This is a genomic window from Rodentibacter sp. JRC1, assembly GCF_020521555.1.
In the GTDB taxonomy this organism is placed as follows: Bacteria; Pseudomonadota; Gammaproteobacteria; order Enterobacterales; family Pasteurellaceae; genus Rodentibacter; species Rodentibacter abscessus.
In genome coordinates this window covers 1,844,866-1,859,455 of the sequence record NZ_BPWA01000001.1, presented here as the reverse complement: position 1 = coordinate 1,859,455, position 14,590 = coordinate 1,844,866, and the positions used below count along the sequence as shown (strand labels likewise).

10 protein-coding genes and 3 tRNA genes are annotated in these 14,590 nt (G+C 37.6%); 2 read left to right on the top strand and 11 right to left on the bottom strand.

Features of this window, described 5'->3' with window-relative positions; translation table 11 throughout:
• The first annotated feature begins 7 nt into the window (after positions 1-7).
• Entirely contained in the window at positions 8-712 is a 705-nt protein-coding gene (locus HEMROJRC1_RS08505) for a class I SAM-dependent methyltransferase (RefSeq protein WP_226692505.1), read from the top strand.
• Positions 713-716: 4 nt separating this feature from the next.
• On the opposite strand, the gene HEMROJRC1_RS08500 is transcribed toward HEMROJRC1_RS08505, so the two are convergent.
• Positions 717-1,055, bottom strand: coding sequence for a YegP family protein (locus HEMROJRC1_RS08500; RefSeq protein ID WP_226692965.1), 339 nt, complete (start codon positions 1,053-1,055; stop codon positions 717-719).
• Positions 1,056-1,226: 171 nt separating this feature from the next.
• Here HEMROJRC1_RS08500 and ycaO point away from each other — a divergent pair, with 171 nt between their 5' ends.
• Complete coding sequence (gene ycaO / locus HEMROJRC1_RS08495; RefSeq protein WP_226692504.1) at positions 1,227-2,990, top strand: 30S ribosomal protein S12 methylthiotransferase accessory factor YcaO; 1,764 nt, start codon at positions 1,227-1,229, stop codon at positions 2,988-2,990.
• Between the two features lie 110 nt (positions 2,991-3,100).
• On the opposite strand, the gene HEMROJRC1_RS08490 is transcribed toward ycaO, so the two are convergent.
• The 10 genes from HEMROJRC1_RS08490 to HEMROJRC1_RS08445 all read right to left on the bottom strand — a co-directional run bounded on the left by HEMROJRC1_RS08490 (position 3,101) and on the right by HEMROJRC1_RS08445 (position 14,413).
• Positions 3,101-4,537, bottom strand: a complete 1,437-nt coding sequence (locus HEMROJRC1_RS08490; RefSeq protein ID WP_226692503.1) for an HlyD family type I secretion periplasmic adaptor subunit — start codon at positions 4,535-4,537, stop codon at positions 3,101-3,103.
• Between the two features lie 23 nt (positions 4,538-4,560).
• Entirely contained in the window at positions 4,561-6,684 is a 2,124-nt protein-coding gene (locus HEMROJRC1_RS08485) for a type I secretion system permease/ATPase (protein WP_226692502.1), read from the bottom strand.
• Between the two features lie 66 nt (positions 6,685-6,750).
• Positions 6,751-9,783, bottom strand: coding sequence for an RTX family hemolysin (locus HEMROJRC1_RS08480; RefSeq protein WP_226692501.1), 3,033 nt, complete (start codon positions 9,781-9,783; stop codon positions 6,751-6,753).
• A gap of 3 nt (positions 9,784-9,786) precedes the next feature.
• Positions 9,787-10,302 carry a toxin-activating lysine-acyltransferase gene (locus HEMROJRC1_RS08475; protein WP_304621905.1) on the bottom strand — a complete coding sequence of 172 codons (516 nt, stop codon included), beginning with the start codon at positions 10,300-10,302 and terminating at the stop codon, positions 9,787-9,789.
• A gap of 761 nt (positions 10,303-11,063) precedes the next feature.
• Positions 11,064-11,139 (bottom strand) — tRNA-Lys (locus HEMROJRC1_RS08470).
• 49 nt (positions 11,140-11,188) lie between these two features.
• Positions 11,189-11,275 (bottom strand) — tRNA-Leu (locus HEMROJRC1_RS08465).
• Positions 11,276-11,279: 4 nt separating this feature from the next.
• Positions 11,280-11,355, bottom strand: a tRNA-Gly gene (locus HEMROJRC1_RS08460).
• Between the two features lie 151 nt (positions 11,356-11,506).
• Complete coding sequence (hflC, locus tag HEMROJRC1_RS08455; protein WP_226692499.1) at positions 11,507-12,394, bottom strand: protease modulator HflC; 888 nt, start codon at positions 12,392-12,394, stop codon at positions 11,507-11,509.
• Positions 12,394-13,611, bottom strand: coding sequence for an FtsH protease activity modulator HflK (hflK, locus tag HEMROJRC1_RS08450; protein ID WP_226692498.1), 1,218 nt, complete (start codon positions 13,609-13,611; stop codon positions 12,394-12,396). The genes hflC and hflK overlap by 1 nt, the downstream gene beginning before the upstream one ends.
• A 94-nt stretch (positions 13,612-13,705) precedes the next feature.
• The gene (locus tag HEMROJRC1_RS08445) at positions 13,706-14,413 is read right to left on the bottom strand and encodes a 4'-phosphopantetheinyl transferase superfamily protein (protein ID WP_226692964.1); all 708 of its coding nucleotides are present in this window, start codon (positions 14,411-14,413) and stop codon (positions 13,706-13,708) included.
• Positions 14,414-14,590 lie beyond the last annotated feature (177 nt).

The following is a 14,590-nucleotide window of genomic DNA, read 5'->3' as shown; positions in this document are numbered from 1 at the left end:
ATATTCAATGTTTATTAATTTACAGGCAAAAGCAAAACACTCTTTTTTCGCCCCGACAGGTTGGCAACGGCTGCCACAAGGTGAAGTATATTGTAACGCATTACAACGGGCTTTTGAGCCTTGGCTTGAAAAAATTTTAGGTTGTCAGATTTTAAAACTGGGCGCATTAAGTGCGGAAGTACAAACTCTGTTACCTATGCGCCACCAAATACTTATCAGTGAAAAAATATCGCCAAATTTGACCGCACTTTTAACGCCTAGCGACAGTTTAATTCAAGCCGAATTAACGGATCTTCCCTTGATTCAAAAGGAAATTCACGCCTGTTTTCTTGCAAATACGCTCAATTTTGCTCAAGATCCTCATCAAATATTAAGGGAAGTACAGCGCGTTTTAACCGATGACGGTTGGGTTTTTATTTCCTCATTTAATCCGATAAGCCCGCTGATTTTTAAACGAAAACTTGGCGAGTTCCCTTTTCGGAAATATCCCCTTTATCGAATTATAGATTGGTTGGAACTGCTCAACTTTGAAATTCTAGAGCAAAAAAACCTTTCCATTAAAGAAACTTATTCAACCTTATTCTCCCCCTTAACCCTAATCGTGGCACAAAAACGCCTCACCCCTCTCACATTCAATACAGAAAAAGTGCGGTCAAAAATGCCGGCATTTTTAGAGCCGGCAAGTGCATTTAAAGAAATCAAGGGTAAATAACCCACTATTCTTCGACTTCTTTAATCGTTTCAGAGGAAGCGTTATTTATGACAGATTCAACGCCCTTCTCAGCGGCGGCTTGTGAAGAATAATATTGGCTGCGACCAATTTCTTGATGGTTTGCCGCTTTCAAAACGAAATAAGGTTTTTCATTTTTAGCAACACGATATTCAAAATTATTTGCTTCAATACCATTCTTTTGTACGGAAGCAATCCCATTTAATGCAGAGGCTTTTGTTTTATAAAGCTCACTGGTCAAAATAATTTGTCCGTTTGTCGCTTTCAAATTAAACATAAATTGACCGTCTTTTGCTGTTTTTAATTCATAAAATCCTTGCGCCATCATATCCTCCTATTCGGATTAATATTTCATCATCGGGTCGTTTGTCGAAAATCATTTCGGACAGGGACAATTTACGCTTAAATCCGCCTGAAAACAAGTGATAAACTTTAAGCTTGATAACCCCGAGAAACTTCCCTATTATGCTCGTTCTTTTTCTGATAGAGATCCATTATGAGCGAACAAACTTTTATTCCCGGTAAAGATGCCGCATTGGAAGACAGTATTTCAACATTTCAACAAAAATTGACCGCACTTGGTTTTAATATAGAAGAAGCCTCTTGGCTCAACCCTGTGCCGAATGTATGGTCGGTACATATTCGTGATAAAAATTGCCCTCAATGCTTTTCAAACGGTAAAGGTGCAAGCCAAAAAGCCGCCTTAGCCTCTGCCCTTGGCGAGTATTTTGAACGCCTTTCCACTAATTATTTCTTCGCCGATTTCTATTTGGGGCAAAGCATTGCAAACGGCGATTTTGTACATTATCCGAATGAAAAATGGTTTCCGATCAAAGATGACACGATATTACCGGAAGGCATTTTAGACGATTATTTATTGAGCTATTTCGATCCCAACAGTGAACTCACGCCGGAATTATTAGTAGATTTACAATCCGGTAATGATGCGCGCGGTATTGTGGCATTGCCTTATGTGCGTCAATCCGATAGCCAAACCGTTTATATCCCACAAAGCATCATTGCAAACCTTTATGTCTCTAACGGAATGTCTGCCGGCAACACCAAATTTGAAGCGCGTGTGCAAGGTTTGTCCGAAGTGTTTGAACGTTATGTGAAAAACAAAATCATTGCAGAAGCAATCAGTTTGCCTGAAATTCCCACCGATGTGATGGCTCGCTTTCCGTCCATTCAAGCCTCAATTACAAAATTGGAAGAAGAAGGCTTTCCGATTTATGCCTTTGATGCCTCATTAGGCGGTAAATATCCGGTCATCTGTGTTGTGTTATTAAACCCAAATAACGGTACTTGCTTTGCTTCTTTCGGTGCGCATCCTAATTTTCAAGTGGCGCTGGAGCGTACGGTAACGGAACTTTTACAAGGTCGCAGCTTGAAAGATTTAGATGTGTTTTCACCACCGTCTTTCAATAATGATGACGTTGCCGATCATGCCAATCTTGAAACGCACTTTATTGATTCAAGCGGCTTGATTTCTTGGGATCTGTTCAAACAAGAATCAGATTATGACTTTGCCGATTGGGACTTCAGCGGCACAACTCAAGAAGAATATAACAACCTTATGGCAATTTTCCGTGGGGAAAATAAAGAAGTGTACATTATGGATTATCAACATCTGGATGTGTATGCCTGCCGTATTATCGTGCCGGGTATGTCCGATATTTATCCCGCCGACGATCTTATTTATGCGAATAACAATATGGGAATGGACTGGCGCGAAATTTTACTTGATTTACCGAATTGGCATCATGATGCGGAAACTTACCAAGAACTGTTGGAAGAATTGGACACACAAGGTATTGATGATGCAACCCGTGTTCGTGAATTTATCGGTATCGTTGCCCCTAAAAACAGCGGTTGGACAACCTTGCGCATAGGCGAACTAAAATCCATGCTTCATCTCGCTGTGGGCGAATTGGAACAAGCACTTGACTGGGCAAATTGGACATTGAATATGAATAGTTCCGTATTCACCGCAGAACGTGTCAATTATTATCGGGCTTTAATCAGTGTTATTGAGTTACATTTGGACGAAAATCGCAAACCTGCGCAATATCGCCCCGTATTTGAAAAAATGTATGGCAAAGATGCCGTGCAACAGGCTTGGGCTGCCGTTGCTGAAGAAGGCAATCCGTTCTATAACTTATCCGCAAGCGATGAAGAATTGAAAAATTTCAAAGAACATCAAGCCTTACTAAATGCTTACGAAAAGTTACAAAAAGCCAAGCGTGAAAATTGGAAATAAAGAAAATCAGGGCAAGTAAAAACTTGCCCTTTTCTATAATAATCAATGGATCAGCATTTGTGCTGACAATTTATTTTGCTTCAACAAGTTATCTGAAATGACCTTAGAGCCTAACGCTCACGCAGCCCCTCACTAAAGGACTCTTCTAATGGACTAAGTAGGTAACTAATTACTGTGCGCATACCTGTTTTTATCTCTGCGGTTACAGCCATCCCGGAGGTTAAAGCAATTTCTTTATCTTTTGCAAATAAAGTATTTTTATCAATACTAATAATTGTACTGAACACTAATCCAAGCTGTTGATGTTCAATCGCATCTAAATTGATATTTTTAACTTTTCCCGTTAAATAGCCATAACGCGTATAAGGAAATGCTTCTAACTTTATAATAGCCTCCTGGCCTTGATTCACAAACCCAATATCTTTATTTGGAATTAAAGCAACAACTTCTAAGGTGTCCTCTTCAGGTACAATAACCATTAGGGTTTCTGCGGTGGTTACCACGCCTCCTTCAGTGTGTGTTTTAAGTTGTTGGATTTTGCCCGATACAGGCGCCTTAATTACGGATGCTTGTTGGCGCTGTTTATTTTTATCTAACTCCAGCCTTGAGATTTTTATATTATCTGTTACCTGACGTAATTTATCCAATACTTCATTTTTGAATAATTGCGTAACGAGCTCATACTCTTCTTTCGCCAATAAAATTTCATTTTCTATTTGCTGTAACTGAGATTGATATACAGCAAGCTCGTTAATGGCTTCCAGATACTTATTCTCTTGTTCAAGAACTGCATGTTTAGAGACTGATTTTTCTTTTAATAGAATTTTGAAATCATTTAATCGACTTTTTTCAATTTTTGATACTCCTTCGTAACGCTTTATTCTTGCTAAAGCGGTAAGTTTTTCAGCTTCTTTTTTTGTTAAATTTAACGCTTTTTGGCGTTTTTGTTTTTGCCAAGTTGAAAATTGTTCTTCAACTAAGCTTTTCAAGCTTAACTTTGTATTTTCATCAAGATCTTCAAATATTCTCTCTTTAGGCAATTCAAAAGGGGGAAGGTAACCTTTTTCAATTGCTTGGGATAAAAGCTGATAACGATATTGTTCCAGCTTCATTTGTTGTAAAGAGGAATGTGTTTTTAGGGCATCTGCATCTGCGCCAAGTGCGGTTAATTTTAGGAGTATATCTCCTTGTTGCACTTTATCCCCTTCTTTAACCAGAATCTTATCGACTATGGCATTTTCAATCGGCTTTATTTCCTTACTATGCCCATTATAAACAAGCTTTCCTCCTGCCGTTGCAACGATTTCAACTTTCCCCCAAATAGATAAAATGAGTGCAAGTACTAAAAAAGCCATAATAAAATAGGCTATTGCCCTTGGTTTTTTTGAAACCGGTGTTTCAATTAATTCCAAATGAGCAGGTAAAAACTCATGTTCATCTTTTTCTCGAATCGGGCTATCAAGTTCATGCCGAATTTTCCAAGTATCACGCCATATGCTTTTATAACGTAAGAAAAATTCATAAACGCCCATTAGCCATGTTTTCATGTTTCTCCTCTTTATAATATATTTTAATCTGATTGTAGTTGATATAAATAATGGTATAGACCTTCAGGATTTAATAATAATTCTTTATGTTTACCTTGCTCTACAATTTGTCCTTTTTCCATTACAATGATCCGATCTGCATTTTTTACTGTGGATAAACGATGTGCAATAATAATCACCGTTCGATTTTTACAAATCTGATGCATATTACGCATAATGATATGTTCTGATTCATAATCTAAGGCACTTGTCGCTTCATCAAAAATCAGAATTTTAGGGTTATTAACCAATGCTCTTGCAATGGCAATGCGTTGTCGTTGTCCGCCAGATAGACCTGCTCCTTGTTCTCCAACTAAAGTGTTGTATCCTTCTCTCAGTTCTGAAATAAATTCGTGAGCTCCGGCTAATTTTGCTGCACTGATAATTTTTTCCATCGCCATTCCGGGATTGCTCAAGGCAATATTGTCACGAATACTGCGATTCAGAAGTACGTTATCTTGTAATACGACACCAACTTGTCTGCGTAACCAGTTTGGATCAGCAAGGGCTAAATCATGTCCATCAATCAATACCTGACCGTTTTCAGGAATGTAAAAACGTTGAATTAACTTTGTGAGTGTACTTTTTCCGGAACCGGAACGCCCGACAATTCCAATTACTTCCCCTTGTTGAATAGATAAATTGACATTATTTAGAATTAAAGGGGCATCGGGTTTATAACGAAAAAGAATATTACGAAATGTGATATCGCCTTTAATTTCCGGTAAAGCAAGTTTTCCTTGGTAACTTTCTGTTGGTGAATTAAGAACATCTCCTAAACGGCTAACGGAAATACCAACTTGCTGAAAATCTTGCCATATTTGAGCCAATCGTATTACCGGAGCAATAATCTGCCCAGCAAGCATATTGAATGCAATTAATTGACCGATACTCAGATCACCGGATATTACTAAATGAGCGCCTAACCATAAATTAATGACCATTACAGCTTTTTGAATTAATTGGATTCCTTGCTGCCCGATAGTTGCTAATGTCGTTACTTTAAAGCCTGCGGCAACATAGCCTGCTAATTGTTTATCCCAAATTTGAGTCATTTGAGGAGAAACCGCCATTGATTTTATCGTATTTATCGCAGTAACGGACTCTACTAAAAAAGATTGGTTATCTGCGTTTCGAGCAAATTTTTCATCTAAACGACGACGTAAAATAGGACTAATAAAAATAGACCAACCTGCATAAAAAGGTAAAGAAAATAAAATAACAAGTGTTAATTTGGGGCTGTAATACCACATTACGGCAAAAAATATGAAGGAAAACAGTAAATCCAAAATAGAAGTTAGTGCTTGTCCTGTCAGAAAATTACGAATTTGATCTAATTCCCTGACTCGAGCAACGGTATCTCCAACACGACGATTTTCAAAATACGATATGGGTAATGCGAGTAGGTGTCGGAAAAGTTTTGCTCCTAATTCAACATCAATTCGACTGGTACTATGAGCAAAAATATAAGTGCGTAAACCATTTAATACAATCTCAAATAATACGACGATTGCCAGTGAGAATGTAATGATATTCAGGGTAGAAAACCCTCGATGAACAAGTACTTTATCCATTACCACTTGGAAGAAAAGCGGTGTAATTAATGCAAATAATTGTAAGAAAATAGAAACAACGAGCGTTTCTATAAATATCTTCCGATATTTAATGACAGCTGGAATAAACCAAGTAAAATCAAATTTTGCTAATTTTCCGATTATTGAGGCACGAGAAGTAATAAGAATTACATTTCCCTCATAAGCTTGCTGAAATTCCTCTTTTGTAAGTATCCTAGCATTATGTTGTACTAAATCAAAAATCAGATATTGATCCGTTGCCTTATTAATTTTTGTTAGAATAAAGTGCTTACCGTCATTTCGCCAAATTAATGCAGGTAAATAAATAAAGTCTAAGCGCTCTATAGGTTTCTTTACTTTTTTGGCTCTAAGTTCTAAAGATTTAGCAGCTAATAACCAAGCCGTAATATCTAAACCTTTCCCATCAAGATCAAATTTATGTTTTATTTCTTCCGGATTAATTGCAATATTATGATATTGAGCTAAAACTTGTAAGGCATATAATCCACAATCTTGCTGTTCAGTAAAATTCATTATGTCTCCCTAAACAAATAAAAGGGCAATCCTATCTAAAACAGGATTGCCTTTATTAACAAAAGATTAAGCAGCCGAAGCAGCTAAGGTATTATTATAAGTATTAAATGGTGTTGGCATAGAAGAGTACAGTGAAGCCGCGACCGGTTTAGCTGAATCGCCTCCAAAATTGCCGACTGAAGAAATAATTTTTTGAATATCATTTCCTAATGAAGTCAAAGCTTCTTGTTTTGGGTATGTATAATACCAGGAAAAATGCGTATCACTACCTCCTTTAGCTTTAGCACTATCATTAATAAACTTATCAAGCTCCTGATGAGTCAAAACTCTTCCGTCTTTATCAATAATTTCTTCGATTTTATTGTCTGAACTATCTCTGTCTGGTTTTTTAAACCAATTTTTAAATGTAATGGTAGATCTAGATTGTGTCATTGTAGTCATAACTAGATTATCCCCATCTCTTTGGAAATACACATCTCTGAAAGTGAGGTTAGCTAAACTCAATTTATCATAACCACCATTATCTTCAATAATATGATTTCCATAACCATCCTTATAACGGTAAATATCATTACCCAAACCACCATACATGAGATCATTACCAGTTCCACCATCTAATAAATCATCGCCGGTACTACCGTATAATTTATCATTACCGGCTCCACCTAGTAAGATATTTTTATCATTCTTACCACCTAGTGTTTGTAACTCATCGTCACCATCTCCTCCATCAAGAAAATCGTTTCCTTGTCCTCCGAACAATTTATCATTACCTTCACCACCGGAAAGACGGTCATTACCATTTCCACCTCTGAGGATATCATCACCACTATCTCCATAGAGGCGATCATCGCCGTCATTTCCTTCTAGCACATCATTACCTTTACCGCCGTGGAAAATATCATTAAATTTACTACCATAGAAAGTATCGTTCTTCATTCCACCGAAGATCTCTTCTACAGAGTTTAATTTATCTACAGCTTTTAAATTATGGTTATGACTATGTGCCATTTCATAATGACGATATTGTAAGGTCTCAGTTGATTTTCCTCTTCTAACTTTTTGCTCTTTAACAACCTCTTGTAGAATTTTTACATCTCCACCCAACCCTTTTGATACAGTATAATTCCCTGCTTGAGTAGCATTTCGACCATCAACGGTTAAATAGCCTGTTTCCGTTTTATTATAATAAACGGTATCATGTCCTTCCCCGGCATTCACTTCTGATGAACCGGCTCCAAGGAAAACCGTATCATTTCTTTTTCCTAGATTTGATACAATTTTAAGCTCGCGATATTGTCGCCCCCCCTTGGTTAAATCCGAATAACCTGCATACATAAACTGTATCAAATTAGCATAATCGTAAACACCGGATGCATTTTGAACCCCGGTAACAACCCATCTATCAACCCCCTTAACGAGTAGGCTTGTCATATACTCATATTTACCTTCTTGTTTTCTTGAACGAATCTCTTCTCCAGGGGCAAACGTCGGTCTAACAAAGGATAGGGAAGTCGATTTATCACTATCCGGTAAGGCAATATTTCCTTTTAATGGATCAAAAACAACTTGTTTATACTGATCTACATTCATACTTTTGATTTTTCCGTCTTCATATAATTCAGCATATCCTTTGCCACTTTTGATCCGTGCGCCATTTCGAGTAACTCCTGCCAGTTCTCCGATATTTTCATCCCAATGTTGCTGAATAATGGCAAGGGAGCGCTGAGTCTTATATTCCTTCGCAAGCTCTGAGAATTTTTCTAAAGCCTTTTCAGCTATATATTCGGCATGTCGAGAATCATACCCGTTCTCAAAATAATTTTTACCGCCATTTTTTTTCTCCCATTCAGCAATTTCACTTGCTAACTTATCTGCAATATGCTCAAACATTGCTTGTTTTGATGCTTCAAGGATACCGGAAATAATACTTGTGATCGCACCAACTAATAAGCTAACCGGAGCACCAACTAAAGAAGCCGCTGATGCAGCACTTACTCCTGCAGAAATAGCATTCATTACAGTATTAATAGTTGTTAAGGCTGCTTCTATTGTTCCGGATTCTCGATGAAACGAGGCAAGTAAAGCATCTCCTTCATAGCCAAATTTCTTAAAGCGTTGCGAAAGTTTTTCTAATTCTTTAGCTCGATCAAATTGGCTGGCTACATTGAGAAAAGAAAGAGGACTAATAGCCAAAGTCACCATTGAAGCAATTAACCCAGCACTCGCAGCACTGGTAGATAATCCTCTTGCTACACGATAGGCAATAATATATTTAGATACCGCCTTACCTACATTACCTAATACTTTAGCTGATAATTCAACACCTGCTGCCGCTTGTGTGCCTTTATCTCCTTTTTTATCGGCAAGAATAAAAGCAGCAGAAACCGCTGATAAAACACCGGATAATGCTTCAATCCCTGAACCTACATTGCCAAAATTGGGTAAATTTTTCAATTTATTACCAACATTACCTAAATGCTTAGTTTGAGATAACGCATCGCCTAACTTGTTTAGTTGACTTGAAAAAGAATCAAGATTACTCACAATACTAGAAGCGGTATCAACAAGCTGATTAATTAAATCTATACTTGCTTTTGCCAATTCTTCGCCGCCTATTTTTTCGCCATTTTTGCGTCGTTGAATTAGTTCATCAAGATCCATACTTGATAACGCAGTTCCTAAGAAATTTTGTAATGTAGATAATACGCTTGCAGCTTTTGAGGTATGGTTAGCAAGGTTCCCAGCACTATTAGAAAAATTATATTTACTCAATAATTTATCTATTGTAGGGGCAAATAACGCTAAACCACGTTCAGTTAACCCTAATAATTGTTCGCCGGTGCCAAAAATTTCTTTAGCTAAAGCGGTTGAATTTTTTTCTGAACGATGAACTTCAATACCTAAGTCATCTGCAGCCTTAACTAATTCATTTAGGCTGGAGCCTTGTCCTTCATAATCTTTTGGAACATATAAAATGAGTTTTTTTCCGGCTTGCTTAGCACGTTCTGCCGCTTTTTGTAGCGCTTGTTTAGTTGCTGCAGCTTTTGCTGCTGCACTTTGTTTGACATTAGCGAGTTTTGATTGTAGATTCGCCATATACTATTCTCCTTCTTTAAGAATTGAAAATTTAAAATCCGGTTTTGTTTTTAGCTCACTCATTAGCTCAAAGTGATATTGTTGAAAAATTTTACTTGCTAGTTTTTTGTCAATTTTACCTCCGTGAAACTCAACTATTTTTCCTGTTTTACCATTAGGTTCTACCCTGATAGCACGAAATACATCATGTGCAAAAAGCTTGCGCATGTGTTTATATAACGCCCCGTTATCACCAAAAGGAGCAATCCAATCAATAAACCATTTTCTCTCACCGGAATTCCAGTCTTCTGCAGATAATGAAGCGACATCATCAAGATATTTCACTTCATTTTCTAAACTTAGATTTGCCCAGCTACAAAATGCAACAGGAAAATTATTACGCATTAATAAAACGTATTGATTATGATGAATAGCAGGCAATGTATTAATTGCGAGTAAAGAAAGTGACCAATTTCGGTGTAGTGGGGAATTTGCCCACAGCCAAGCGATATGCCCTAAGGTCTCAAATGGGGCATTTATGTTATTAACACTCAATGACTTATCTCCTTTTAAAATTTTAGATTATTTAATATGACGGTCTAATTTTGTTAAACTCTTATATCGAAAATCACAAAAACAACAGTTTTTTGTCTGTCATTTGAAAGATAGTATGATATTTAATACCACTACTTCCTTCCTTTATAATATTAATAACTATGACAGAAGTGAAAATTCCGTGAAATCTACAAGAATAGATCTAGAAAAGAAAGTATTTTTATCCTTCAAAAGGAAATAAATAACTTTTTTTTGATATAAATCAAAAATAAAATTGAGAATGATTAATACTTAAACCGATACTCAGAAATTTAATAAAGTAACGGGAATGAACCAAAATATGGTTTATGGTTTAAAGACAGGCGTTGAATGGATTTACCAATAAATATCTGTCTAGATAAGCTCGAAGAATGAAAACCGTCATTACTTAGGCAGATATCGTTGCAACGACATTCAACATATCAAAACGAAAGTTTCTTACACAGATATAAATGGTATCTATGAACATTTTCATAAGATCATTTTGCAGGAATTTAATCAAGTTGCGTCCAGAAAACATACTGATATAAATTTAACGCAACTTCAGATAAGAGCAATGACATCATAATTGTCAATACTCTTTAACCATTGCTCCATACTGTGTATTACTTAGAGTTTAGACATTATTTAAAGAATCAATCGATTGAATTAAAATAAGTTAAGGAGTATTGAACCTTGACAAGAGAGTAGATATTGAATTGAATAATTGGTGGGTCGTGAAGGATTCGAACCTTCGACCAACGGATTAAAAGTCCGCTGCTCTACCGACTGAGCTAACGACCCAAGTATAGGATTTTAAAGGAGTTTTTTATAAAAATGGAATTTTATAAAATGGTGCCCGAAGCCAGACTTGAACTGGCACGCCTCGAAAGGCGAGGGATTTTAAATCCCTTGTGTCTACCGATTCCACCACTCGGGCAAATTGGAGCGGGAAACGAGGCTCGAACTCGCGACCCCGACCTTGGCAAGGTCGTGCTCTACCAACTGAGCTATTCCCGCATTTGTCTGTTACCAGACAACGCGGCGTATTCTACGGATTTATAAAAGACTGTCAAATAAAAAATAATAAAATTTGCTTTGACTGCTCAAAAATAACTCAAACAGAAAAGCGCGGTCAATTTGACCGCACTTTTATCTTACGATTTTAAAGCTACTTTTTCGGTGCTTGCATAAAACGGAAAAAATCACTATCCGGTTTTAAGATCATCATATTATCCGAATTTGCAAAACTTGCCTCATAAGCTTTTAAGCTACGTATAAAGCTGAAGAACTGAGGATTTTGAGAAAATGCATCAGAATAAAGTTTTGCAGCCGTTGCATCACCGGAACCACGTAACTCCTGAGCCGTTTTATTTGCATTGGCAAGAATTAATGTTACCTTACGATCAACATCAGCCTGAATAAATGCGGCTTTTTCTTTACCCTGTGAACGATGCTCACGTGCAACCGCATCACGTTCTGCGCGCATACGTTGATAAATGGAAGAAGAAACTTCATCCGGTAAATTAATTTGTTTCACGCGAACATCAACCACTTCAATACCCAATTCTGCCGTGCTATCTTGTCCGGAGTTTAATGCCTTTTTAGCCCCTTCCATCAATTCACCACGCGTACCTGAAACAATGTCTTTGATGGTACGCGTACCGATTTCGGAACGCAGACGGTCATTTACTTTACGGCTCAATAAACTTGCCGCTTGGTTGTAATCACCACCACCGGTTGAAGTATAGAAACGACCAAAATCACTGATTTTCCATTTTACATAGGAATCAACCAATAGGTCTTTTTTCTCTACGGTAACAAAACGGGTAGCGGAACCATCTAAAGTACGAATACGAGCATCTAACACTTTAATGGTGTCAATGAGCGGTACTTTGAAATGTAAACCCGGTTCATAAACTACCACTTTATTATCCGCATCACGCTGCACTTTATTAAAACGCAACATAATGCCACGCGTACCCTCAGTGACTACAACAATACTGGAATAGATCACCGCAACGAGAACAAAAATAATAGGTAATAAAAATTTACGCATTAATTAAATCTCCCTTGGCGAATTGATTCTACCGTTGTCGGTTGGGTTTGAGATTGCTGAGGCTCCGGCTGTGATAAAACAGGCGAATAATCTACCGCACTTTGTGCTTTATTTGCTGCTTTTTTCCCCATAAGTTGCTCAAGCGGTAACACCGTTAAGTTATTGCCATTGTTTCCATCAAGCATCACTTTTGGTGTATTAGCCATCACTTTTTCCATTGTCTGGATATATAAACGCTCACGTAATAAATCCGGTGATGCTTTAAATTCTGGCAATAAACGCTGCAAACGCTCCACTTCACCTTGTGCATCCAATACGATACGATCTTTATAAGCCGTAGCTTCCTCTATGATACGTTGTGCATCACCACGTGCAATCGGCTCTTTTTCGCGGGCATAAGCTTCCGCTTCACGAATAAAACGCTGTTCATCTTCTTGTGCTTTGATCGCATCATCAAAGGCGTCTTTTACTTCTTCCGGTGGACGTGCAGATTGGAAATTCACGTCAATAACTTCAATTCCCATATCATAAGGTTTGATAATTTCATTCAATGCTTTCCATGTGTTTTCACGCACGACAGCACGACCGGTGGTAAGAATATCGTCCATTGTCATATGGCCTATCACATAGCGTAGCGCACTATCCGTTGCTTGGTTTAAACTGTCATCTGCGTTCGTTACGCTGAAACGATATTTAGCCGGATCTTGCACTCGGTACTGCACGGTCATTTCAACTTTCACCATATTTTCATCCTGCGTCAACATCGAGCCTTGTGTTTTCAATTCTTTCACTTGCTCGACATTCACCGGTAAAACTTTATCCACAAAAGTCGGCTTCCAATTTAATCCAGGTTGAACAATGGAATGTAGTTCGCCGAAACGCAACACTACACCACGTTCCGCTTCTTTTATCGTGTAGAAACCACTTGCCCCCCAAATGATCGCGCCTAATATAACAGCAATGGGTAAAGCCTTGCCAAAATTGAGCGGTGTGGAAGGTGTGTTGTTAGAACTGCCATGATTTTGACCGCTCTTTTTACCACCACCCAGTTTTTTCAGTAAGTTGTTAAAGATTTCTTCTATATCCGGCGGCGATTGCTCTTGCTTACCGCGATTTTGATTTGAATCCCATCCGTTATTTGATGAATTGTCGGGCTTTTGCTCATTGCTCTGCCCCGGCTTGCCCCAAGGATCCTGTCCTGAATCATTCTGTGACATGTCGTTCTCCGTTTGTAAAAAAATTGTGACGAGTTTATCGGAATAATGGGGGCTCGTCTATAAAAATACAAGGTTGTAAAAAGGATTTTCAGCTTTAATTAACATCATAATGAATAAGATGTTTAAGCGTTTTTTGAACCAATTTTTCACCATTCCATTGAAAAAAGTGCGGTTGATTTTGTCGTTGATTGACAAACATTGCGAAATAAAAAGGAAGTTCATTGGTAAACAATAGTTCACCTTGCGGGCAATAATCCGAAAAAATTTTTTGCTTACAGGGAAAATGACGTACTTCCGATAATTTCACAATGCCAACCCCCTGGGATTTCAACACGGCCTCCCGCAAACACCAACAACGATAAAAGGCATTCTCCGCACTTATTTGCTGTGTAAACCAATGGATTTCATCCTCGGGTGCAAAATATTCCATTAACGCAAGAAAATTTCGTTTTTTGGGAAATTCAATATCAATCCCGACCGCACTTTGTTTATCTTCTTGAATATTCAACACTACTGCAACCCAATCATCAGAATGGCTGATATTAAAATCTATTTTTTCATTGAAAAAATAAGGTCGTTCACTTTTCGTACGTTGAATCTGTCCCAAAAGTGCGGTTGATTTTTCTGATACTTTTAACAATTTCCATAATAAGAAATGGGCTAATCGGCGACATTGATGACGTTGTTTTACCCGAGTATTTTCATTAGACAATATCAGTAAATTTTCAGGAACAAGCACCGAAGGGATTTCATCAAAAGGAAAAAACTGCTGAATGTTAGCGTAAGCGATAAAAGTCGACATAAAAATAAATAGAAAAAGAAAAGTGCGGTCAAAATTATATTGAATTTCATTGTTGTGTAGCTGTTGCACAAAAAGAATTTTATTTCTAATATTTAATTGAAGTAGGGTGCGTTAGCTTTGCGCAACGCACCATTTCATCATTAAATTTTGTCAATTGGTGCGCTACGGCTTCGCCTA

Bases quoted from the DNA above. Each gene is read 5' to 3' on its own strand.
- ycaO (WP_226692504.1), top strand. From the start codon at position 1,227: ATGAGCGAACAAACTTTTATTCCCGGTAAAGATGCCGCATTGGAAGAC.
- HEMROJRC1_RS08480 (WP_226692501.1), bottom strand. From the start codon at position 9,783: ATGGCGAATCTACAATCAAAACTCGCTAATGTCAAACAAAGTGCAGCA.
- HEMROJRC1_RS08500 (WP_226692965.1), bottom strand. From the start codon at position 1,055: ATGGCGCAAGGATTTTATGAATTAAAAACAGCAAAAGACGGTCAATTT.
- HEMROJRC1_RS08490 (WP_226692503.1), bottom strand. From the start codon at position 4,537: ATGAAAACATGGCTAATGGGCGTTTATGAATTTTTCTTACGTTATAAA.
- HEMROJRC1_RS08485 (WP_226692502.1), bottom strand. From the start codon at position 6,684: ATGAATTTTACTGAACAGCAAGATTGTGGATTATATGCCTTACAAGTT.
- hflC (WP_226692499.1), bottom strand. From the start codon at position 12,394: ATGCGTAAATTTTTATTACCTATTATTTTTGTTCTCGTTGCGGTGATC.
- HEMROJRC1_RS08505 (WP_226692505.1), top strand. From the start codon at position 8: ATGTTTATTAATTTACAGGCAAAAGCAAAACACTCTTTTTTCGCCCCG.
- hflK (WP_226692498.1), bottom strand. From the start codon at position 13,611: ATGTCACAGAATGATTCAGGACAGGATCCTTGGGGCAAGCCGGGGCAG.
- HEMROJRC1_RS08445 (WP_226692964.1), bottom strand. From the start codon at position 14,413: ATGTCGACTTTTATCGCTTACGCTAACATTCAGCAGTTTTTTCCTTTT.